At 72.1% G+C, this 22,309-nt stretch carries 19 protein-coding genes; 9 read left to right on the top strand and 10 right to left on the bottom strand.

From position 1 onward, the window contains the following. Nucleotides 1-308: 308 nt before the first annotated feature. Nucleotides 309-974: an HAD hydrolase-like protein gene (locus AB0M11_RS19095; protein WP_365706853.1), complete on the bottom strand. Its 666-nt coding sequence runs from the start codon at nt 972-974 to the stop codon at nt 309-311. A gap of 46 nt (nt 975-1,020) precedes the next feature. Next, entirely contained in the window at nt 1,021-1,536 is a 516-nt protein-coding gene (locus AB0M11_RS19090; RefSeq protein ID WP_365706851.1) for a hypothetical protein, read from the bottom strand. 329 nt (nt 1,537-1,865) lie between these two features. On the opposite strand from AB0M11_RS19090, the gene AB0M11_RS19085 reads away from it, so the two are divergent. Beyond that, nucleotides 1,866-2,327, top strand: a complete 462-nt coding sequence (locus AB0M11_RS19085) for an Rv3235 family protein (protein ID WP_365706850.1) — start codon at nt 1,866-1,868, stop codon at nt 2,325-2,327. A 127-nt stretch (nt 2,328-2,454) separates the two neighbouring features. Here AB0M11_RS19085 and secA read toward each other — a convergent pair whose 3' ends face one another. Beyond that, on the bottom strand, nt 2,455-5,301 hold the full coding sequence (gene secA / locus AB0M11_RS19080) for a preprotein translocase subunit SecA (RefSeq protein WP_365706848.1): 2,847 nt from the start codon (nt 5,299-5,301) through the stop codon (nt 2,455-2,457). 301 nt (nt 5,302-5,602) lie between these two features. Here secA and AB0M11_RS19075 point away from each other — a divergent pair, with 301 nt between their 5' ends. Together AB0M11_RS19075 and AB0M11_RS19070 are read left to right on the top strand one after the other, a co-directional pair. Then, nucleotides 5,603-6,178 carry a GNAT family N-acetyltransferase gene (locus tag AB0M11_RS19075; RefSeq protein WP_365706846.1) on the top strand — a complete coding sequence of 192 codons (576 nt, stop codon included), beginning with the start codon at nt 5,603-5,605 and terminating at the stop codon, nt 6,176-6,178. A gap of 49 nt (nt 6,179-6,227) precedes the next feature. Further along, on the top strand, nt 6,228-7,418 hold the full coding sequence (locus AB0M11_RS19070; protein WP_365706844.1) for a crosslink repair DNA glycosylase YcaQ family protein: 1,191 nt from the start codon (nt 6,228-6,230) through the stop codon (nt 7,416-7,418). 15 nt (nt 7,419-7,433) lie between these two features. On the opposite strand, the gene AB0M11_RS19065 is transcribed toward AB0M11_RS19070, so the two are convergent. The 3 genes from AB0M11_RS19065 to AB0M11_RS19055 all read right to left on the bottom strand — a co-directional run bounded on the left by AB0M11_RS19065 (nt 7,434) and on the right by AB0M11_RS19055 (nt 10,303). Then, complete coding sequence (locus AB0M11_RS19065; RefSeq protein ID WP_365706842.1) at nt 7,434-8,183, bottom strand: response regulator transcription factor; 750 nt, start codon at nt 8,181-8,183, stop codon at nt 7,434-7,436. Between the two features lie 207 nt (nt 8,184-8,390). Further along, nucleotides 8,391-9,116: a ribosome-associated translation inhibitor RaiA gene (raiA, locus tag AB0M11_RS19060; protein WP_365706840.1), complete on the bottom strand. Its 726-nt coding sequence runs from the start codon at nt 9,114-9,116 to the stop codon at nt 8,391-8,393. Nucleotides 9,117-9,397: 281 nt separating this feature from the next. Then, nucleotides 9,398-10,303: a ComF family protein gene (locus tag AB0M11_RS19055; protein ID WP_365706838.1), complete on the bottom strand. Its 906-nt coding sequence runs from the start codon at nt 10,301-10,303 to the stop codon at nt 9,398-9,400. A gap of 54 nt (nt 10,304-10,357) precedes the next feature. Between AB0M11_RS19055 and AB0M11_RS19050 the strand changes: the two genes are divergently transcribed. Continuing rightward, nucleotides 10,358-10,567 carry a hypothetical protein gene (locus AB0M11_RS19050; RefSeq protein ID WP_365706836.1) on the top strand — a complete coding sequence of 70 codons (210 nt, stop codon included), beginning with the start codon at nt 10,358-10,360 and terminating at the stop codon, nt 10,565-10,567. Here the strand turns inward: AB0M11_RS19050 and AB0M11_RS19045 are convergent. The 4 genes from AB0M11_RS19045 to mtnA form a co-directional block, all read right to left on the bottom strand. Next, nucleotides 10,555-12,393 carry an LpqB family beta-propeller domain-containing protein gene (locus AB0M11_RS19045; protein WP_365706834.1) on the bottom strand — a complete coding sequence of 613 codons (1,839 nt, stop codon included), beginning with the start codon at nt 12,391-12,393 and terminating at the stop codon, nt 10,555-10,557. The genes AB0M11_RS19050 and AB0M11_RS19045 overlap by 13 nt on opposite strands. Then, on the bottom strand, nt 12,383-14,431 hold the full coding sequence (gene mtrB, locus AB0M11_RS19040) for an MtrAB system histidine kinase MtrB (RefSeq protein ID WP_365706832.1): 2,049 nt from the start codon (nt 14,429-14,431) through the stop codon (nt 12,383-12,385). The genes AB0M11_RS19045 and mtrB overlap by 11 nt, the downstream gene beginning before the upstream one ends. A 1-nt stretch (nt 14,432) precedes the next feature. After that, nucleotides 14,433-15,122 carry a two-component system response regulator MtrA gene (gene mtrA, locus AB0M11_RS19035; RefSeq protein WP_015659998.1) on the bottom strand — a complete coding sequence of 230 codons (690 nt, stop codon included), beginning with the start codon at nt 15,120-15,122 and terminating at the stop codon, nt 14,433-14,435. Between the two features lie 189 nt (nt 15,123-15,311). Then, nucleotides 15,312-16,451 (bottom strand): S-methyl-5-thioribose-1-phosphate isomerase, encoded by a 1,140-nt coding sequence (mtnA, locus tag AB0M11_RS19030; protein ID WP_365706830.1) that lies wholly within the window; start codon nt 16,449-16,451, stop codon nt 15,312-15,314. Nucleotides 16,452-16,591: 140 nt separating this feature from the next. Between mtnA and AB0M11_RS19025 the strand changes: the two genes are divergently transcribed. Genes AB0M11_RS19025 through AB0M11_RS19005 form a run of 5 tightly spaced genes read left to right on the top strand, consistent with a single transcriptional unit; the run spans nt 16,592 to nt 22,175 of the window. Next, nucleotides 16,592-17,950, top strand: a complete 1,359-nt coding sequence (locus tag AB0M11_RS19025; RefSeq protein ID WP_365706828.1) for a hypothetical protein — start codon at nt 16,592-16,594, stop codon at nt 17,948-17,950. A gap of 31 nt (nt 17,951-17,981) precedes the next feature. Next, nucleotides 17,982-18,680, top strand: a complete 699-nt coding sequence (locus AB0M11_RS19020) for a DUF4129 domain-containing protein (RefSeq protein ID WP_365706826.1) — start codon at nt 17,982-17,984, stop codon at nt 18,678-18,680. Beyond that, nucleotides 18,677-19,876 carry a DUF4350 domain-containing protein gene (locus tag AB0M11_RS19015; protein ID WP_365706824.1) on the top strand — a complete coding sequence of 400 codons (1,200 nt, stop codon included), beginning with the start codon at nt 18,677-18,679 and terminating at the stop codon, nt 19,874-19,876. The genes AB0M11_RS19020 and AB0M11_RS19015 overlap by 4 nt, the downstream gene beginning before the upstream one ends. Then, nucleotides 19,876-20,865 (top strand): MoxR family ATPase, encoded by a 990-nt coding sequence (locus AB0M11_RS19010; RefSeq protein WP_365706955.1) that lies wholly within the window; start codon nt 19,876-19,878, stop codon nt 20,863-20,865. Before AB0M11_RS19015 ends, AB0M11_RS19010 begins: the two co-directional genes overlap by 1 nt. Beyond that, nucleotides 20,865-22,175 carry a DUF58 domain-containing protein gene (locus tag AB0M11_RS19005; protein ID WP_365706822.1) on the top strand — a complete coding sequence of 437 codons (1,311 nt, stop codon included), beginning with the start codon at nt 20,865-20,867 and terminating at the stop codon, nt 22,173-22,175. Before AB0M11_RS19010 ends, AB0M11_RS19005 begins: the two co-directional genes overlap by 1 nt. Nucleotides 22,176-22,309 lie beyond the last annotated feature (134 nt).

Raw genomic sequence — 22,309 nt, 5'->3', positions numbered from 1 at the left:
CGGGGACACCGAGGCCCCCGCGAACTATCGCGCTGATCACGCCACCAAGGCTATCGCTCCCGACCGGGGGGTCGTCATGAGCCGTATGTGTACAAAAGCTGGGGTGGAACTTTGACGTTCTGCACAGGGAGGCTGCGGTGGCTCGGCCGACCGGGGGGCTGGGGGTGCGTTTGACGGCGCGGGTGCGTGGGGGCTGGTCGCGCCGCGGCGGAGCCGCATACGGGCACAGCCCCGCGCCCCTTACGGGGCCCGTCACAGCCGCGGGCAGTCGTGCCGGTAAGCGTCCCCACCCCCATCTCGGCCCTCGCTCACGCCACCAGTCGTTCCGCCTCCTCGACCGCCTCCGCCAGTGAGTCCACGACCGGCACCCCGGCCTCCTCCAGGCTCGCTCTGCCGTGCGACCCCCCGGTGTACAGCACCGCCTGCGCCCCCGCCGCCCGCGCCGCCACCGCGTCGTCCGCCGCGTCTCCGATGACCACGGTCCGCCGCGGCTCCACATCCACCAGCCACCGCAGATGCCGCACCATGTGCTCGGCCTTGCTGCCGCCCGACGGCCCGAGCCGGCCCTCCACCCGCGTGAAGTGCGGCTCGATCCCGAACCCCCGCACCAGCGGGACCAGTTCGTCGTGCACGTACATGCTCAGCAGCGACTGGCTGCGCCCCGCCGCGCGCCACCCGGCCAGCAGCTCCGCCGCCCCCTCGGTCAGCCCGCACCGACCGCGGTGCTCGGCGTAGTAGCGGTGGAAGATCTCGTCCATGACCTCCCACTCGGCCTGCGTCGGCAGCCGCCCCATCAGCCGCTCGTAGAACTTCGGCACCGGCACGCAGTACAGCGCCCGGTACTGCTCCAGCGTGATCGGCGCCAGGCCCAGCTCGGCCGAGGCCGCGTTCGTCGCCCCGATGATCGCGTCGTTGTCGTGGAACAGCGTCCCGTTCCAGTCCCAGACAATGTGTGCGCTTTCGTGCTTCCCCATGCCAAAAACGCTACCCGCCGGCACTGACAATCAAGACGCGGCCCGCTCAGCCGCCCAGCTCCACCAGGTTCGCGATCTCCTGCGTGGCATACCAGAGCAGTTCGTGGTCCTCGGCGCCGTCCACGACGAACTGCGCGTCGTCGTCCCCGTCGTCCGCGGCCGCCAGCGCGTCGGCCGCCGCCGTCACGTCCTCCCGCGCGTCGTCGGAGTCGACGTGCACCGAGGCCGCCTTGGCCAGCGCCACCGTCCCGGTGACCCGGACCTCGCCCAGCGCCGCCGGGTCGAGCCCGCGGTCCGGGTCGGCCGCCGCCGCGCCGTCGGGCACGTCGACGGCGACCACCACCCGGCGCCGGACGGCGCCCGGATCGGCGGCCAGCAGCCGCAGGGAGGCCAGGGCGGCCCGGTTGAGCGCGGCGTACTCCAGTTCCTCTATGTCGTCGGAGAGGTACCACTCGCGCAGCGCGGGCGTGACGGCGTAGGCGACGAAGGGACCGGTCCCCAGCTCGCCCGTCCGGTGCGCCTCGGCGAGTCCGGGGAGGGTCAGGGGGACGTACACGCGCATGGCTGGCCGCTCTTCTCTTCCGGGCTCTTCGACTCTGCGTCTCCCGGAGGACCTGGCACCTCCGGAGGGCCTTCAGGATACGTGCGGGCGTCCCCTTTCGGGTCCCGGGCGATGACGCCCCGCACGTCAACCAAACGCCCCGCGATTCACCCGGTGCCGCCGCCCGCCCGACGGACCGACCGCACCCCTGACCACTCGGATAGGTGAACCTTCCCGGGCCCCCGACACGGACCGCCACCGCCTTGCTGCCGCCGTCCGCGCCCCGTACAAGATCCGTAACTTCAAGTTACCGCCCGGTCACTCTCCGGGCCTGCCGAACGGGGACCCCCATGAACAAGGTCATGACCAGGACCGCACAGCTCCGCCCGGTCACCCGGCCGCCCGGCCGCCGCGACTCCCGCCGTCCGGGCGCCCCCTCCTCGCGCCGTCCGCTCGCGCCTCCGGCGGCCCCGCCGGGCCCGCGCCCCACCGACCTGTTCGCGGAGCGCCTGCTGGCCGTCCTGAGCGGTCGCCGCCCCGTGCACTGGATGCTCCGGCACACCGCGGGCGACGCCTACGACGACCTGGCCCGGCTCGCCGAGCGCGGCCCGCTGCGCACCCGCGGCGCCGACCCCGTCGTCCGCGACATCGGCTACTACGTGCCGCGGGCAGGCGCCCTGGAGGTGTTCGCCCGGATCGCCGCGGGCGACAGTCTGCGCGCGATGGCCTTCCGCCTGGAGCAGGGCGCGGATCTGCGCTGGCGCTGCACGGCGGTGGAGATGGGCGGCCGACGCGCGGCCCACGACGCGTGACGGCCGCCCCGGACGAGGCGGCCACCGGTCCCGTCGGCCGCCCCGCCGGTCGCCCTGCCCCGGCCGCACGGCGAAGGGCCGGCCCCCTTTCCAGGTGACCGGCCCTCACGCAACGCTGGCGTCGCGGTTACTTCCTGCGGCCGCGGCGGCTCTTCGCCTGCTTGCGGCGTTCGGCTCGGGTCAGGCCGTCGGCCTCGGAGCGGGCCGGCTCCTCGTCGTCGTAGGCGAAGTCGCCCTCGACGATGCCGCCCTCGCCGTCCACGGTGGCCGCCGAGAAGTGCATGCCCCGTCGCTGCGGCGCCTCCAGACCCTTGGCGCGGATCTCCGGACGGGAGCCCGCCTGGGCCGGCACCGCGTCCTGAACACCCTCCGCGGCCGCCTCGGCGTCCTCGACCGGGACCTCCTCGACCTGCTGCTCGACCTGGACCTCCAGGTTGAACAGGTAGCCGACGGACTCCTCCTTGATGCCGTCCATCATCGCGGTGAACATGTCGAAGCCCTCGCGCTGGTACTCGACCAGGGGGTCCTTCTGGGCCATCGCGCGCAGGCCGATGCCCTCCTGGAGGTAGTCCATCTCGTAGAGGTGCTCGCGCCACTTGCGGTCGAGGACCGACAGCACGACCCGGCGCTCCAGCTCACGCATGATCTCGGAGCCGAGCTGGGCCTCGCGCGACGCGTACTGCTCGTGGATGTCGTCCTTGATGGACTCGGAGATGTACTCGGCGGTCAGGCCCGCACGGTCGCCGGCCGCCTCCTCCAGCTCCTCGATGGTGACCTTCACCGGGTAGAGCTGCTTGAAGGCGCCCCACAGGCGGTCGAGGTCCCAGTCCTCCGGGAAGCCCTCGGCGGTCTCCGCGCCCACGTACGCGTCGATCGTGTCGTCCATGAAGTGCTGGATCTGCTCCTGCAGGTCCTCGCCCTCCAGGACGCGGCGGCGCTCGCCGTAGATGACCTCGCGCTGCCGGTTGAGCACCTCGTCGTACTTCAGGACGTTCTTGCGGGTCTCGAAGTTCTGCTGCTCGACCTGCGACTGCGCGGACGCGATCGCGCGGGTGACCATCTTGTTCTCGATCGGCACGTCGTCCGGCACGTTGGCCATGGACATCACGCGCTCGACCATCTGGGCCTTGAACAGGCGCATCAGGTCGTCGCCCAGGGAGAGGTAGAAGCGGGACTCACCCGGGTCGCCCTGACGGCCGCTGCGGCCGCGCAGCTGGTTGTCGATCCGGCGGGACTCGTGCCGCTCGGTGCCCAGCACGTAGAGGCCGCCGAGCTCCTTGACCTCCTCGAACTCGGCCTTGACGGCCCGCTCGGCCTTCTCCAGGGCGGCGGGCAGCGCGGCCGCCCACTCCTCGATGTGCTCCTCGGGGTCGAGGCCGCGCTGGCGCAGCTCCGCCTCGGCGAGGTCCTCGGGGTTGCCGCCGAGCTTGATGTCGGTACCACGGCCGGCCATGTTGGTGGCCACCGTCACGGCGCCCTTGCGGCCGGCCTGCGCGACGATCGACGCCTCGCGCTCGTGGTGCTTGGCGTTGAGCACCTCGTGCTGGATGCCGCGCTTGGAGAGCTGCTGCGAGAGGTACTCCGACTTCTCGACGGAGGTCGTGCCGACCAGGATCGGCTGGCCCTTCTCGTGCTTCTCCGCGATGTCGTCGACGACCGCCTCGAACTTGGCGACCTCGGTGCGGTAGATCAGGTCCGACTGGTCCTTGCGGATCATCGGCCTGTTGGTCGGGATCGGGACCACGCCGAGCTTGTAGATCTGGTGGAACTCGGCGGCCTCGGTCATGGCCGTACCGGTCATGCCGGACAGGCCGGGCAGTTCCTTGCCGTTGTGGTCGTGGCGCTTGTAGAGGCGGAAGAAGTTCTGCAGGGTGATCGTGGCGAGCGTCTGGTTCTCGTCCTTGATGTCCACCCCTTCCTTCGCCTCGATCGCCTGGTGCATGCCCTCGTTGTAGCGGCGGCCGGCGAGGATACGGCCGGTGTGCTCGTCGACGATCATGACCTCGCCGTCGAGGACGACGTAGTCCTTGTCCTTCTTGAAGAGCTCCTTCGCCTTGATGGCGTTGTTCAGGTAGCCCACCAGAGGGGTGTTCACCGACTCGTAGAGGTTGTCGATGCCCAGCCAGTCCTCGACCTTGGAGACGCCGGACTCATGGATGGCGACGGTGCGCTTCTTCTCGTCGACGTCGTAGTCGCCGGTCTCCTCCACGCCCTTGAGCGGGTTGCCGGCCTCGCCCTTCTTCAGGCGCAGGACCAGCTTGGCGAAGTCGCCGTACCACTTGGTGGCCTGGTCGGCCGGGCCGGAGATGATCAGCGGCGTACGGGCCTCGTCGACCAGGATGGAGTCGACCTCGTCGACGATGGCGAAGTTGTGGCCGCGCTGGACGAGCTCGTCCTTGGCCCACGCCATGTTGTCGCGGAGGTAGTCGAAGCCGAACTCGTTGTTCGTGCCGTAGGTGATGTCGCACGCGTACTGCTCGCGGCGCTGGGCCGGCGTCATGTTGGCGAGGATGCAGCCGACGGTCAGGCCCAGGAACTTGTGGACGCGGCCCATCAGCTCGGAGTCGCGCTCGGCCAGGTAGTCGTTGACCGTGATGAGGTGGACGCCCTTGCCCGACAGCGCGTTCAGGTACGCGGGCAGGGTGCCGACGAGGGTCTTGCCCTCACCGGTCTTCATCTCGGCCACGTAGCCGAGGTGAAGGGCCGCGCCGCCCATGATCTGCACGTCGTAGTGGCGCTGGCCGAGGGCACGCTTGGCGGCCTCGCGGACGGTCGCGAACGCCTCGGGGAGCAGGTCGTCGAGGCTCTCGCCGTCGGCGTAGCGCTGCTTGTACTCATCGGTGAGGGCCCGCAGCTCGGCGTCGGAGAGGTCGACGAAATCCTCTTCGATGGAGTTGACCTGGTCCGCGATGCGGTGCAGCTTGCGCAGGATCTTGCCTTCGCCTGCACGCATGATCTTCGAGAGGACGGACACGGGGGTTAGTCTCCTTGCCGGTCGGGCCTGGGAGGGTCGGTTTCCATTTGACGTACTGAGCAACGGCCATCGTATGCGAGGACCCGGCCGCGTCGGGAGGCCTGTCGGTCCGGCGACCGCCCGTCGCTTCCCGGAGGGCCCGGCGGACCCTCTTCGCGCCTCACCCAGGACAACGGCCGGGGCCCGCGGATAGTGCCGCGCCGGATGCGGAATTGCGCGGAATGTGATCACTTGCCCACGTAGAGCGAAACGAGGGCGAATTCGATGGCGTGGCGGAGGCCGGGGCGAGCAGAATCAGCCGATGGAACCCGTCACGCTCACCACCCCCCGTCTGCGGCTGCGCGCGGTCGGCCCGCAGGACACCGACGCGGTGTACGCGGCCGCCCAGGACCCCGACATCCAGCGCTGGACGACGATTCCCTCGCCCTACCTCGCCGAGCACGCGCGCGGCTTCACGGAGCAGTTGGTCCCCGACGGCTGGACCGACGGGTCGATGTTCACCTTCGGGGTCTTCCTGCCGGCCGGCGAACTGACCGGGATGCTCGCCCTGACCATGCGCTCGCTGGGGACGGCCGAGGTGGGGTTCTGGACGGCCAAGGAGCACCGCGGCCACGGGTACACCGTCGAGGCCACCCTCGCGGCGGCCCGCTGGGCGTTCACCCGGATGGCGATCGACCGGGTCGAGTGGCGCGCCGAGGTCGGCAACCACGCCTCCCGCACGGTCGCGGAGCGCGCCGGTTTCACCGTCGAGGGCACCCTGCGCTCCTCCATCAACAACAAGGGCGTGCGACGCGACTGCTGGGTCGGCTCCCTGCTCCCCTCGGACCTGGGCCTGCCGTCGGCGGCGCCCTACCTGCCGGCCCCCGCACGGAGCTGAAACCCCAGCTCGTGCGGGGCTGTCAGTGCCACCCTCTATCGTCCGACCCATGACGACCCTCCCGCGCCCCGCCGCCGCGCTCTCGGCGGACGAAGCCCGTCGTATCGCGCTGAAGGCACAGGGCTTCCTCGGCGCCCCCGACCGCCGCTCCGGCGTCCGGGGCGTGCTCCGCCACCTCGGCGCGGTCCAGCTCGACACCATCTCCGTCCTCGCCCGCTCGCACGAGCTCGTCCCGTACGCCCGCCTCGGGCGCGTCGGCCGCCGGACGATCGAGGACGCGTACTGGAAGGACGCCCACGCCTTCGAGTACTGGTCGCACGCGGCCTGCATCCTGCCCATCGAGGAGTGGCCGCACTTCGCCTTCCGCCGCCGCGCCTACCGCGACCGCCCGCACTGGAACCACGACCTCCCCGACGGCGCCTACGACCAGGTCGTCAAGCAGCTGCGCTCCGAGGGCCCGCTGACCGCCACCGAGTTGGGCGGCGCGAAGCGGACCAGCGAGTGGTGGGACTGGTCCGGCACCAAGGTCGCCGTCGAGCGGGCGCTGATGTACGGCGAGGTGGTGTGCGTCGAGCGCCGCGGCTGGAAGCGGGTGTACGACCTCGCCGAGCGCGCGGTCCCGGGCGAGTTCCTCCACGACGAGCTGGACGACGCCGAGTGCCTGCGCCGCCTGGTCCGGCTGGCCGGGCAGTCGCTGGGCGTGGGCACGCGCGCGGACATCGCCGACTACCACCGGCTCAAGGGCGAGCAGGTCGACGCGGTGATCGCGGACTCGGGTCTGGTCCCGGTCGAGGTGGAGGGCTGGGGGAAGCCCGCCTGGGCGGACCCGGCGGCCCTGGCCGCACCCCCGCGCGGGCGGCACCGCACGACTCTGCTCTCCCCGTTCGACTCGCTGGTCTGGGACCGGGCGCGCACGGAGCGGATCTTCGGCTTCACCCACCGCCTGGAGGCGTACGTCCCGAAGCCGAAGCGGGTGTACGGGTACTACGCGATGCCGGTGCTGGCCGGCGGCCGCCTGGTGGGCCGGGTGGACCCGGCGCGGGAGGCGGGCGGGATCCTGGTGGCCCGCCAGGTCGCGCTGGAGGGCCCCAAGGCGGTCCCGGCGGTGGCGGAGGCCCTGGTCGAGGCGGCGAGCTGGGTGGACTGCACGACGGTGCGCGTGGAGCGAGTGGACGCCCCCGAGCTGCGCGAGCCGCTCATGAAGGAAGTGACCCGCTTCCTGATCGCCGCACTGCGCTGAGGGGCGCCGGCGGTCTCAGCGGATTTCGAGGATCTTTTCCCGCATCGCGTAGACCACCGCCTCCATCCTGGAGTGCAGCTGCAGCTTCTCCAGGATGTTGCGCACATGGTTCTTCACGGTGTTCTCGGAGATGAACAGCTCCTTCGCGATGTCGCGGTTGTTCATCCCGGTGGCTACCAGCTTGAGCACCTCGAGTTCCCGGTCGGTGAGCCGCGGCGCGGGCACCAGCCGGCGCTCGTCGGTGCGCTGGATCATCGACTTGAACTCGGTGAGGAGTTTCGAGGCCATGGACGGGCTGATCTGCGACTGCCCGTCGGCCACCGCGCGAATGGCGGTGGCCACCTCGTCGGTGGAGATCTCCTTGAGGAGGTATCCGGTCGCACCCGCCTTGATCGCGTCGTAGAGATCGGCCTCTTCGTCGCTGATCGTCAGCATGATGATCTTCGCGCTGGGTGCGACCTCCTTGATGGAGGTGCAGGCCTCGATACCGCCGCGCTTGGGCATCCGGACGTCCATCAGCACGATGTCCGGCAGCAGGTCGGCGGCCTTGTCGACGGCCTCCGCGCCGTCACCCGCCTCCCCGACGACCTGGATGTCCTCCTCGGCGGCGAGCACGATCTCCAGTCCGCGGCGGAAGAGGGCATGGTCGTCGACGACAAGGACTCTGATCGGTTCCTTGCGCGCAGTACCGCCCGCGTCCGGGCCCATGCCGGCGACGCCGCCGTCGGCATCACCGTCCCGCATCGGTCCGAAGCTGTCCGCCATCGTTCCTCCCCCTGAAGGCTGTGGCCTGTGGTGCTGTGCCATCCGCCAACCCAAGGCAGCGGCCCACCGGTTGGACCCGCTACGGCCATGATTCCATGCCCGGACGGGAACGCGGGGACAGAGCGGGGCGCCAACTGGTCGCACACCGGTGCCCCCGGGGGCGCACGCCGCTCCCAGGGGCACCGGGTCAGCTGCCGACCGGACGGGTCAGCCGCCCAGCGTGCCTCCTGCCGCGGGAGGTTGCGCCTGGGCGACCATCGGGTCCGTGCTGAGGTGGATGACGCCGTAGTCGTACGCGTGCCGCCGGTAGACGACACTCGGCTCCTTGGTCTCGGAGTCGACGAACAGGTAGAAGTCGTGTCCGACCAGTTCCATCTCGTACAGGGCCTGGTCGAGGGTCATCGGGGAGGCGACGTGGGTCTTCTCGCGGACGATGAGGGGCCCTTCGCCCTTCACTTCCAGGGAGCCCATCTTCTTGGTGGGCACGCCGTCGGGCTCTTCCTCATGGACCGGGGTGCCGTTCACGTCGAGCGTCGCCGCGCCCGGGACGTGGTCGGGGACCTCGGCGGCCGGGATCCGCCGTGCGCCACGGCGCGAGAACCGCTTGTCATGCTGCTTGCGCAGCCGCGCGTCCAGCTTCTCCGCCGCCAGGTCGAGTGCCGCGTACGGGTCACTGGCCGCTGCCTCCGCCCGGATCACCGGACCGCGGGAGCGGAGCGTGATCTCCACTCGGTCACAGCGGTCGGCCTGTCGGGGGTTGGGCTCCTTGGACACCTCGACGTCGAGGCTGATCACCTTGCCGTCGAGCTTCTGGATCTTCTCCAGCTTCAGCTTCTCGGCCACGTGCTTGCGGAACCGCTCGGGCACCTCGGTCTTGCGGCCCTTGACGACGATGTCCACGCAGAACTCCGTTCCCGGATCGCTCCGCTGCACTGCGGAGCATCTCCCTTTTTGCACCCAGCTCCGGTGAACCCCGGAGCCTCGGACTCGGCGACTTCACCTCCTCCTCCCCCATGGGCAAGATCTGCACCCCGGCACCGCGATGATTACGGAAAACCCGCGGCACGGCATTCGGATAGGGAGCCATGGCCTGCGGCTTTCTCCCTCACAACCGAACATATCTCGCCCGGACGGATGTCGTCACCCTCTACTGATGCGTACCTCCATTCAGGCGAATTGACCCTGTCACTAGCTGCAACGATGTACGTTCACGGTCAGTTCCGGTTCATTTCGAAAGAATCCGGCGTGGCCGCGACCACAGCCGCCCGGACCGGTCCTGCGAGGCCGTTCACCTCGGGCAATCCCGATACGTCCCGTGTCCACTTCGCCTGCTCTTCTCCTGATCCGGTCTTCCGTTCTTCCCTTCCTTCCCAGGCCGCGCGCCGATACACAGCCGTTTTCCCCTCTCGTACCCCCGCCCCTGGCCCTGGCCCCGCGGCCTCCCGTACCGCGCGTGCCGCCTCCGCGAGGGTGGCGCCGGTGGTGACGAGGTCGTCGACGAGGACGACACGGCCCCCGGTGAGCAGCCGCGCCCCGCCCGCCGTCACCTCCAGCGCGCCCGCGAGGTTCGCGAACCGCTGCCGGGAGTTGAGCCCTGCCTGGTCGGCCACGGCCCGCCGCTGGCGCAGCACCGGCGCCACCCGGGCCGGCGTCCCGGCCCGCCGCAGCTCCGCTGCCGCCGCGAGCGCGATCCGACGCACCGGGTCGTGCCCCCGCGCCCGCACCGCCCACGGCGCGGAGGGCACCGGGACGAGCAGCACGGGCCCGGACCCGCCGACACCCCCCGCTGTACCGCGCCACGAGGCGACGATCCGCACCGTCCGGCCGTCCCGGAGCCCGGCCCGCACCGCTCCGGCAAGCGCCGCGCCCAGCGCCCCGGCGAGCGCCAGCGCACCGCGTTCCTTGTGGGCGAGGAGGGCTGCCCGCACCTCGTCCGCGTAGGACGCCGCCGCGTACACCGCCGGCAGGCCGGGCGGCTCCGGCACCGGTCGCACCCGGCGCGGTGCGGCCCCGCTCAGGGCGGCACGGCACTCGGCACAGAGCACCGTGCGAGGCGTCCCACAGCCTCCGCACTCGGCCGGTAGCACCAGGTCGGTGAGATCCTGCCACCACCCCCGCATGTGCCCACTCTGCCCACGGCCGACCGGGCCCGCCACCCCTGTGGACAACCGCCTGTGGACAACTCCGCACGGCACGCACAGGACGTCACCCGCACAGAGGGAAGCCGACACCCGCGCGAGGACGCCCACGACGACGCCCACGACGACGCCAACGAGGACGCCCACGAGGGAGCCGATGCCGACGAACGCAGAACGGCCGTTCCTACCGGCTCGCCGCCCGACCGGGACGGCCGCTCGCCACGGCTCGGGGCTCAGCCCGGGTAGACCGGCGCCGACCCGTCCTTGACCACCTTCTGCCACTGGTCACCGGACGGCAGCCGGACGATCCCGTCGTCCTGCGACTTGGCCACCAGCGGCACCCGGTCGTCCTCGGACGCGGCGATGGCGAGGACACCGGTGAGCGCCGCGGGCGCCGGACCGTCCGGCGTGGAGCCGTCGACCTGGACATACCGCGTCTGCTGCACCCCGCCCTGCTCGCGCCCGACCACCACGAGCCGGCTGTCCCCCGCCCAGGACATCGCGGTGACCTCCTCGGAGCCGGGCGTGGCGGAGCGCAGTTCGAGGACCGAGACCTCCTGCTGGTCATCGGACCCGGTGCGCTCGACCCGCCCGATGAGCAGCGACTGCTTGCCGCCCTTGTCGACGACGAGCGCGATCCGCACCCCGTCCGCGGCGACCCGCACGTCCTCGATCCGGCCGTTCAGCTCGGGGATCTGCACGGCCAGCGGCTGGCCCACGCCCTGCTCCAGCATGTACAGCCGCGGCTTGGCGGGGTTGCGGTCGGCCACCCACAGGTCGCCGCGCGCGTCCCAGCTGGGCGCCGTCAGCCGGTCGTCCTCGGTCGCGCCGTGACTGGTCAGCACGGCGTCGCCCAGCGAACCGTCCGAGGCGAGCGAGGTGACGTACAGCGCGCTGCCGTCGCTGCTGACCCCGGCCGCGGTCCGCTCGTCACGGGCGACCGCCACCGACCGCAGCGGCTTGGTGCCCGCGCCGAACGGGCCCGGCACGGCGTACGCGGTGGTGCCGGTGGTGCCGGTGGCCATCCGCACCAATCGGTGCTTGCCGTCGAGGAAGTACAGGTATTCGGGGCGCTTGGTGGAGGCACGCCAGGCGGTGGCCTCGGCCTGCCGCTCGTCGGCGTCGCACATGCGGGTGCCGTTGACGGCCTGCAGCGCGACCGAGTCCACGGTGGGTGTCAGGTTCCGCAGCGTGAACAGCAACTGGGTCGCCATCTCGCTGCACTTGGCCGGGCCGATCCGGGAGGCCTTGACGTTCAGCGGCACCGTGACCTGGTTCTGGTCGTCCGGCGCCAGCCCGGACACGCCCTTCTTCAGCGCCGTACCGGTCGGGAAACTCGACCGGACGACCGGGCGGAGCCACGTGGTGGGGCCGTGCAGCAGCGAACGCACCAGCTGGGTCGTCGGATCCACCCGGCTGCGCACGAAGACGGGATCGGCGACCGCCGCCGGCTGCCCGCTCTGGCCGGCCGACGTGTCCGAGGCGAAGTAGTACTTGTCGACCGACGTGTAGTTGCGCTGGAAGTCGGACTGGCCCATCACGACACCCTGCGGCAGTGAGTCGATCCGCCACTGCCCGCTCTTGGCGTCCTTGGTCAGATGCACCGTCCTGCTGTAGGACCCGTCCGCGGGCGTGTAGGCCTGCTGCGCGTCGACGGTGGCCACCCGGCTGCCCTCGAGCGTGTAGGTGATGCTGCCCGTGCCCTCCCGGGTCGCCGGACGCGGGTCGGTCTGCATGCTCGGCCCGTTCGCCAGCACCGTGGTCTGCGACTCCGGCCGCCAGCTCTTGGAGGCGGCCCTGGTCAGGTACTCGCGCGCCGTGTCGTAGTTCGGATCGTCACTGGTCAGGGCCTCCAGAAAGCCCTGCACGATCTCCGTCGACGAGGCGTCCTGCTGCGGCGGCATGGCGAAGACCCGCACCTGCGTGTCCTGCCGTGGCGTGGACTCGACGTCCTGCAGGTTGCCGCTGTCCGGCATGGAGGCGCAGCCTGCCAGCAGTACGACCCCCAAGGCGGCGTACGCCACCGCGCGCGCCGGCCCGCCCCGGGCGCTCCCCTCGCGGTCAGCGCCCACGAAATGCCTCCCCTGGCTTGTTCGACTCGTCCGCCTCGCCCGCCCCGCCGTCCTGGCCGGTGCCGGGCGGGCCCTCCTGACGCCGTGCGCCCTGGACCGGCCGGGGCACCACGCGCGCACCGCTGCCGGGCAGCGCGGTCGGGTCGGCCGTGGGCGCGGTGCCGGCCGTCCGCTGCGTCATCGGCGCGAGCGGCGGCGCCTGCCCGCCGGACTGCACCGGTACCGTCGCCCGCTTGTCCTCGCCGCCGCTCGGCAGGCCGGTCTCGCCCAGCCCGCGGTTGCGCCGGGAGTCCTTGGGCTCCAGGGGTATCGGCGAGCCCCGCAACGGCTCGTCCGCCGTCCTGGGCAGGGTCAGCCGGAACTGCGAGCCGCCACCGGGTTCCCCCCACGCCTGCAGCCAGCCGCCGTGCAGCCGCGCGTCCTCCAGGGCGATCGACAGCCCCAGGCCGGTACCACCGGTGGTACGCGCGCGTGCCGGGTCCGCCCGCCAGAAGCGGCTGAAGACCCGGGTCGCCTCACCGGGCTTGAGCCCCACGCCGTAGTCGCGCACCGCGACGGCGACCGCGCCGCCGGCCGCCGCCAGCTTGACGACGACGTCCTTGCCCTCGCCGTGCTCCACGGCGTTGACCACGAGGTTGCGCAGCACCCGTTCCACACGCCGGGCGTCCGCCTCGGCCACCACGGGCTGCAGATCGCCGACCACGCGTATGCGCGTGCCCTTGCGCTCCGCGAGCGGGGCGGCCCCGCTGACCACCCGCCGTACGACCTCCCTGAGGTCTATCGGCTCAGCCTCCAGCGCCGCCGCGCCCGCGTCGAAGCGGCTGATCTCCAGCAGGTCGGCGAGGAGCGACTCGAACCGGTCCAGCTGGTCGGCGAGCAGTTCCGCGGAGCGCGCGGTCACCGGGTCGAAGTCCTCTCGCGCCTCGTGGATGACGTCGGCCGCCATCCGGACGGTCGTCAACGGCGTCCGCAGCTCGTGCGAGACGTCGGAGACGAACCGGCGCTGCATCCGCGACAGCTCCTCCAGCTGCTGGATCTTCAGCTGGAGGTTCTGCGCCATCTTGTTGAAGGCCTCACCGAGCCGCGCGATGTCGTCCTCGCCGGTGACCTTCATCCGCTCCTGGAGACGTCCCGCCGACAGCCGCTCGGCGATCCCGGCCGCCATCCGCACCGGCGTGACGACCTGCCGCACGACGAGCCAGGCGATGGCCCCGAGGAGGACGACGACGAACAGCCCGGCGGTCGCCAGCGTGCCCTTGACGAGGCTGAGGGACTTCTCCTCCTGGGAGAGCGGGAAGAGGTAGTACAGCTCGTACGGGCCGCCGTTCGGGTCGGTGACCTGCTTGCCGATGACCAGCGCGGGCTGCGACTCCTTGTCGTCCGTGTAGACGATCCGGGTGTAGCTCTGCGCGGCCGTCGTGTTGCCGTTGATCCGCGCGCGCAGGGCGTCGGGCACGCTGGCCGTCGGGTCGACGAACCCGGAGGCACGCGTGCGCCCGCCGCCGCTGTTGTTGTCGCCCGCCGGCAGGGTGACCACGTCGAAGGCACCCTGGCCGCCGCTGGAGAGGGAGTCGACGAGGTCGCTCATCCACGACGTGAGGTTCGGCGACTGCCGTCCGTCCGCCGTGTCGGCGGTGTCACCGGCGCCGGTCCCGGCCTCGTCGGCCTTCTGCTTGGCCACCGCGAAACCGCCGGTCGCCTGGCTCTGCGAGGCCTTCACCTTGGCGTCCAGCAGGCCGTTGCGCACCTGGCCGATGACGACGAAGCCGAGCAGCAGGACCACGCCCAGCGACATCAGCAGGGTCGTGACGACGACCTTGAGCTGGATGTTGCGCCGCCACAGCCGCATGACCGGCAACAGCGGCCGTCGCACCCAGCGGATGAACAGGCGCAGCACCGGGCTGCCCTGAACCCCGCCCTGGAGCAGCCCGCCCTCGAAGAGCATCCGCCAGCGCTTGCCGAACCGTCTCCCGCCGACAGGCCGCTCCGGACGGTCCCCGGACCGGCCGGGGGCCGAAGCGGCACTGTCCCCGGACATGTCAGCTGGGTCCCGCCTTGTATCCGACGCCACGGACGGTCACCACGATCTCCGGCCGCTCCGGGTCCTTCTCGACCTTGGAGCGCAGCCGCTGGACGTGAACGTTGACGAGACGGGTGTCCGCCGCGTGCCGGTAGCCCCAGACCTGCTCCAGCAGCACCTCGCGCGTGAACACCTGCCACGGCTTGCGGGCGAGCGCGACCAGCAGGTCGAACTCCAGCGGGGTCAGCGCGATCGACTGCCCGTCCCGCTTCACCGAGTGCCCGGCCACGTCGATGACCAGGTCGCCTATGGCGAGCTGCTCGGGCGCCGGCTCCTCCGACCTGCGCAGCCGGGCCCGGATCCGGGCCACCAGCTCCTTCGGCTTGAACGGCTTCACGATGTAGTCGTCCGCGCCCGACTCCAGGCCCACGACCACGTCGACGGTGTCGCTCTTCGCCGTGAGCATCACGATCGGCACGCCGGACTCCGCCCTGATCAGGCGGCACACCTCGATACCGTCCCGACCGGGCAGCATCAGGTCCAGCAGCACCAGGTCGGGCTTGGTCTCACGGAAAGCGGCCAGCGCCTTGTCGCCGTCAGCTACGAAAGACGGCTCAAAACCTTCACCACGCAGCACAATGCCGAGCATCTCGGCCAGTGCGGTGTCGTCGTCGACGACAAGGACTCGTCCCTTCATAAACGACATCATCCCATTCTCATAACAGTGAAGGTTACGCAGGTGACCAGGCTCACCGGCCAGTGACCCTAGCCGCTGCGGACCGTCACTGTCTGCCCCCGTCTCCCGGCGCCGACGACGCACGCCGGTTCCGACTGCCCCGAGCCGCACCGACGTGGAGTGCCCCTACGCCTGGCCGATCAGCACACCGGCACGGCCACCCTAAGTCGTCACCTGACGTGACCTGGCGCAGAGCTCGGCGAGCGCCTCGGCCGTCACGGGCGAGACGGTGCCCTCCTCGGTGACGACGGCCGTCACCAGCTCGGGCGGCGTCACGTCGAACGCCGGGTTGTACGCCTGGGTCCCCAGCGGTGCCACCGGAATCCCGCCGCCCGCTCCCGTCACCGGAACCTGCGGTGCCGCGACCTCGGTCACCTCGTACCCGGGACGCTGTTCGACCTCGATGGACGCCCCGTCCGGCGTCTCCAGGTCCACCGTCGTCACCGGCGCCACCACGATGAACGGGACATGGTGGTACCGCGCGAGCACCGCGAGCGGATAACTCCCCACCTTGTTCGCCACCGACCCGTCGGCCGCTATCCGGTCCGCGCCGATCAGCACCGCGTCCACCTCGCCCGTCGCGAACAGCGAACCGGCGGCGTTGTCGGTGAGCAAGGTGTACGCCATGCCGCTGCGCGCCGCCTCGTACGCCGTCAGGCGGGCCCCCTGCAGCAACGGCCGCGTCTCGTCCACCCACAGCCGCCGCAGCCGCCCCGCCCGATGAGCGTGCAGGGCCACCGCGAACGCCGTGCCCTCCCCGCCCGACACCAGCGAACCGCTGTTGCAGTGCGTGAGGATCCGGTGCCCTCCGCCCGGCAGCAACTCCTCGAGCAGCGCCAGCCCGTGCTCGGCCATCCGGGCGCTGGCCTCGGCGTCCTCCCGGTGCAGCGCCCGCGCCGCACCGAGCGCCGCCGCGGCCGCCGCCCCGCTGTCACCGCCCCCGGCCAGAGCGGACCGGTACGCCGACACGGCCCTGCGCACCCCGACGGAGAGATTCACGGCCGTGGGCCGGGCACCCGAGAGCGCCACCGCGGCCTCGTCGACGTCGAAGCCCCGCGCGGCGGCGAGCGCGACACCGTACGCCCCCGCGATCCCGAGCAGCGGCGCTCCGCGCACCGCGAGCGAACGGATCGCCTCGACCAGCGCCGACGCGTCCGTGCACACCAGCTCGACCTCCTCGGCCGGCAGTCTGGTCTGGTCGAGAAGGACCACCACTGGACCTTCTGGCGGCTCCTCCCACCGGATCACCGGCATTCCCGTCGGCCGCTTGTCCTCGCCGCTTCGCGCGTACTGATCAGCCATGCGGTCAGTCTGCCCCGTATCCGGCGGACCATTGAAGGTGCGCAGCCTCCACCTCGGCCGGTCACGGGGCGCCCGCCCCATGGCACGATGGCAGCCAACCTGCCGACGCGTCCGCGGACGGGCACCGTGAAGGAGCTTCGATGAACGACACTCCGGGCTGGGCCTCGCCCGGATCCGCCCCGTCCGACGGGCGGGAACCCGGCGCGTCCACCCCTGCCGACCGCCCCGTCCCCGCAGGGCCTGCCGAACAGCCCGCCGCGCAGCCCGGCACGGATCCGCAGGGCTCCGGCTCGCAGTGGTCCAAGGAGCAGCCGCCGCCCGGCCAGTGGTCCGCGCCCACCGGCGCCCCGGCACCAGGCCAGGCGCCGCCGCCCCCACCGCCGGGCCCCGGCTGGGGCGGCCGGCCCCCCGGCGGCGGCTACGGCGGCCCTGGCGGATACGGCGGGTACGGCCAGCCCGGCGGATACGGAGCCTGGGGCGGCGGCTGGGGCGGTCCCCCGCCCGCCGCCAAGCCCGGCGTGATCCCGCTCCGCCCGCTCGGCGTCGGCGAGATCCTCGACGGTGCCGTCTCCACCATGCGCACCTACTGGCGCACGGTCCTCGGCATCTCGCTGACCATCGCCGTCATCACCCAGGTCGCGGTGATCCTCCTCCAGGGCCTCGTCCTGAACGACACCGAGACCACCGACGCCCTCAACGACCCGAGCGCCTCGCTCACCGAGATCAGCCGCGCCGCGGGGGAGGTCGCGCTCAGCTCGGGCGCCGTCCTGCTGATCACCCTGGTCGGCACCATCGTCGCGACGGCCCTGCTGACGACCGTCACCAGCCGCGCCGTGCTCGGCAAGTCCGTCACCATCGGCGAGGCCTGGCGCGACGCCCGCCCGCAGGTCCCCAGGCTGTTCGGCCTCCTCCTGCTGACCGGGCTCATCGCGGTCGGCGTCCTGCTGGCCGGCGCACTCCCCGGCATCGTCGTCGCGATCGCCGGCGGCCCGGGCGGTGCCATCGCCGCCCTGCTCGTGCTCGGCATCCTCGCCGGCGCCATCGTCACCGTCTGGCTGATGGTCCGCTTCTCCCTGGCCTCGCCCGCCCTGATGCTGGAGAAGCAGGGCATCACCAAGTCCCTGGGCCGCTCCACCAAACTGGTCCGCGGCTCCTGGTGGCGGGTCTTCGGCATCCAGTTCCTCGCCTCGGTCATCGCCAACATCGTCTCGTCGCTCGCCGTGATCCCCTTCACCCTGATCGCGGCCTACGCGGGCGGTCACGGCCTGACCGGCTTCCTCCAGAACACCAACGCCAACTACGGCTGGACGTTCCTCGTCATCAGCGGCGTCGGCTCCGTGATCGGCTCCATGCTCACCTTCCCGATCAACGCGGGCGTCACCGTGCTCCTCTACATCGACCAGCGCATCCGCCGCGAGGCCCTCGACCTCGAACTGGCCCGCGCCGCCGGTGTCGAGAACTACGGCGCCGGCACTCCCGGCACCGTCCCGGGGAGCTGATGCGGTGAGCCCGGGGGGAGTCCTCACGGCTGTGCCCGCAGCCCTGCTGTCGCTGACCGGCTCGGGCGACCAGCCGCCCGTGACCATCCCGCGCGACCCCGCGCGGGAGGCGGCACGGCGTGAACTGTCCAAGCGGATGTACCACGAGAACGACCCCGGGCTGTACCAGCGCGCCCTGAACGCCGTCCTGGACTGGATCGACCGCCTGCTCTCCGCCGCCGCGTCCGCGACGCCCGGGGGCGCGCTGGGCCTGGTCGTCGTGGTCCTGGCCGTCGTCGCCGTGCTGGGCGCCCTCTGGTGGCGCCTGGGCACCCCCCGCCGCCAACCGGTCTCCGCGGCCGCCCTGTTCGACGACCGTCCGCGCAGCGCCGCCGAACACCGGGCCGCCGCCGAGGCACACGCCGCCCAGGGCCACTGGAACCAGGCCCTCCAGGAACGCGTACGGGCCGTCGTCCGCGCCCTGGAGGAACGCGCCCTGCTCGACGTCCGCCCTGGCCGCACCGCCGACGAGGCCGCCGCCGAAGCCAGCCGCGTCCTGCCCGCCCACACCGACCGGCTGCGCGCCGCCGCCCTGGAGTTCGACGACGTGACGTACGGCGGCCGCCGGGCGACCCAGGCGTCGTACGACCGCGTCGCCGACCTCGACCGCGACCTCGAACGCACCAGACCGATGCTGACGGCCGGCGCCCGCAGCACGGCCCACAACGCCCGCCAGGGAGCCGCCGAATGACCACCGGCGTGACCGCTCCCCCGGCCACCTCCACCGCGCCCACCGGCCGCCAGGTCTGGACCCGCACCCGCGGCATCGTCCTCGCCGCGGTGCTCGTCCTCGCCGGGGCCGTCGCCATCGCCGTGATCCGCTCCGACAGCAGGCACGGCGACCTCGACCCGCGCTCCGCCGACCGCTACGGCAGCCGGGCCGTCGCCGAACTGCTCGCCGACCGGGGCGTGGACACTCGCGTGGTCACCACCCTGACCGAGGCACGCGCCGCGGCCGGCCGCGACACCACCCTGCTCGTCGCTGTCCCCGACCTGCTGACCCCGCACCAGCAGTCCCAACTGCAGAAGTCGACGGCCGGATCGGGCGGCCGCACCGTCCTGGTGGCCGCCGGCAGCACCTCCGTCGAACGGCTCGCCCCCGGCGTCACCGCCGACCCGGCCACCAGCGTCAGGTCCACGCTCGCCCCGCACTGCGGCCTGGCCGCGGCCCGGCGGGCCGGCAGCGCCGACACCGGAGGCATCCGCTACACCACCACCCACCTCGACGCCGACTCCTGCTACCCCAGCCAGCGCCTGGCAACGCTGATCCGCGTCCCCGCGGCCTCCGGAGGCGGCGACACCGTCGTCCTCGGCGCCCCCGACATCCTCCTCAACGACCGCCTCGACGAGCAGGGCAACGCCTCGCTCGCCCTCCAACTCCTCGGCTCCCGCCCCCATCTGGTCTGGTACCTCCCCTCGCTCTCCGACGCCACGGCCACCGGGACCGGCGACCAGAAATCCCTGTTCGACCTGCTGCCCTCCGGCTGGCTCTGGGGCACCCTCCAGCTCTTCTTCGCCGCGGCCCTCGCCGCCTTCTGGCGAGCACGCCGACTCGGCCCCCTCGTGCCCGAGAAACTCCCCGTGGCGATCCGCGCCTCCGAAACCGTCGAAGGCCGCGCCCGCCTCTACCGCAAGGCCGGCGCCCGCGACCGCGCCGCCGCCGCTCTCCGCTCCACCACCCGCACCCGACTCGCCCCCCTCATAGGCGTCCCCGTCTCCCAGGCGCACGCACCCGAGGCGCTGCTCCCCGCCCTCTCCGCGCACCTGCACGGTGACGGACAGGCCCTGCACGCCCTGCTCTTCGGACCGCCGCCCGGCGACGACGCGGCCCTCATCGCCCTCACCGACCAGCTCGACGCCCTCGAAAGAGAGGTACGCCGTCCATGATGGACCCGACCACTGACAACGCCGGGAACACCGGGAACCCGGCCGACGCCCGGGCCTCCCTGGAAGCCCTGCGCGCGGAGATCGCCAAAGCCGTGGTCGGCCAGGACCCCGCCGTGACCGGCCTCGTCGTCGCTCTCCTCTGCCGCGGACACGTCCTCCTCGAAGGAGTCCCCGGAGTCGCCAAGACGCTGCTCGTGCGCGCCCTCGCGTCCGCGCTCGAACTGGAGACCAAGCGTGTCCAGTTCACCCCCGACCTCATGCCGAGCGACGTCACGGGCTCCCTCGTCTACGACACCCGCACCGCCGAGTTCTCCTTCCAGCCCGGCCCGGTCTTCACCAACCTCCTCCTCGCGGACGAGATCAACCGCACCCCGCCGAAGACCCAGTCGTCTCTCCTCGAAGCCATGGAGGAACGCCAGGTCACCGTCGACGGCATCCCGCGCCCGCTCCCCGATCCCTTCCTGGTCGCCGCGACCCAGAACCCCGTCGAGTACGAGGGCACCTATCCCCTCCCCGAAGCCCAGCTCGACCGCTTCCTCCTCAAACTGACGATCCCTCTGCCCTCCCGCCAGGACGAGATCGACGTCCTCACCCGCCACGCCGAGGGCTTCAACCCCCGCGACCTGCGCGCCGCCGGCGTACGCCCCGTCGCGGGTCCCACCGATCTCGAAGCAGCCCGCGCGGCGGTCGCCAAGACGACCGTCTCCCCCGAGATCACCGCCTACGTGGTGGACATCTGCCGGGCCACCCGGGAGTCGCCGTCCCTGACCCTCGGCGTCTCGCCACGCGGCGCGACCGCCCTCCTGGCCACCTCGCGCGCCTGGGCCTGGCTGACCGGCCGCGACTACGTCATCCCCGACGACGTGAAGGCCCTCGCCCTGCCCACCCTCCGCCACCGCGTCCAACTCCGCCCGGAGGCCGAGATGGAGGGCGTGACCGCCGACTCCGTCATCAACGCGATCCTCGCCCACGTCCCGGTCCCCCGCTGATGCCGCTCACCGGACGCGCCGCCCTCGTCGCGGCCATCGGATCGATCCCCATCGGCATCTGGGAACCGAGCTGGACGGGCTTCCTCGCCGTCAACGGCCCGCTGGCCCTGGCCTGCGCCTGCGACTTCGCCCTCGCGGCCCCGGTACGACGCCTGGTCCTGACCCGCTCCGGCGACACCTCCGCCCGTCTGGGCGAGACCGCCGACGTCACTTTGACGGTGACCAACCTTTCCAGGCGCCCGCTGCGGGCCCGCCTGAGGGACGGCTGGCCGCCGAGCAGCTGGCAGCCCGGGACGGAGGTCGAGGCCTCACGCCACCGTCTGACCGTCCCCCCGGGCGAACGCCGCCGCGTCACCACACGTCTACGCCCCACCCGCCGCGGCGACCGACAGGCGGACCGCGTCACGGTCCGCTCCTACGGCCCCCTCGGGCTGTTCTCCCGCCAGAGCGGCCACAAGGTGCCCTGGACCGTCAGGGTGCTGCCCCCGTTCACCAGCCGCAAGCACCTACCGTCGAAACTCGCTCGGCTGCGTGAACTCGACGGCCGCACCAGCGTTCTGACCCGCGGCGAAGGCACGGAGTTCGACAGCCTGCGCGAGTACGTACCCGGCGACGACACCCGCTCCATCGACTGGCGTGCCACAGCCCGGCAGTCGGCGGTCGCGGTACGCACCTGGCGTCCCGAACGCGACCGGCACATCCTCCTCGTCCTCGACACCGGCCGCACCTCCGCAGGCCGAGTCGGCGACGCCCCGCGCCTGGACGCCGCCATGGACGCGGCTCTCCTCCTCGCCGCGCTCGCGTCCCGTGCGGGCGACCGCGTGGATCTCCTCGCCTACGACCGCCGGGGGCGCGCCCTCGTCCAGGGGCGCGCCGCGGGCGACGTCCTGCCGTCCCTGGTCAACGCGATGGCCACACTGGAGCCGGAGCTGGTGGAGACGGACGCCCGCGGGCTCACCGCCACCGCACTCCGTACGGCCCCGCGCCGGTCCCTGATCGTCCTTCTCACGACACTGGACACGGCGCCGGTCGAGGAGGGCCTGCTGCCCGTGCTCGCCCAGCTGACCCACCGCCACACCGTTCTGCTCGCGTCAGTGGCCGACCCGCATGTCGCCCGTATGGCGACGGCTCGGGGAGACGCCGACGCGGTGTACGAGGCGGCGGCGGCCGCACAGGCGCAGAGCGAACGGCATCGGACCGCCGAACAACTCCGTCGGCACGGCGTGACGGTCGTGGACGCGACGCCTGATGAGCTCGCTCCCGCGCTGGCGGACGCGTATCTGGCATTGAAGGCGGCAGGCCGGCTCTGATTCCGGCCTGCCGGGGACGGCCGGGTCCCCGGCCCCCTAAACGCGAAAGAGCCCCACACCGTGAGGTGTGGGGCTCTTTCTCAATATTTGTTCGGCGGCGTCCTACTCTCCCACAGGGTCCCCCCTGCAGTACC

Origin of the sequence: Streptomyces sp. NPDC051987 (genome assembly GCF_040680735.1) — a bacterium.
Classification (GTDB): Bacteria; Actinomycetota; Actinomycetes; order Streptomycetales; family Streptomycetaceae; genus Streptomyces.
The sequence above is the reverse complement of the archived record's forward strand: the minus strand, read 5'-3'. Positions and strand labels throughout refer to the sequence as shown.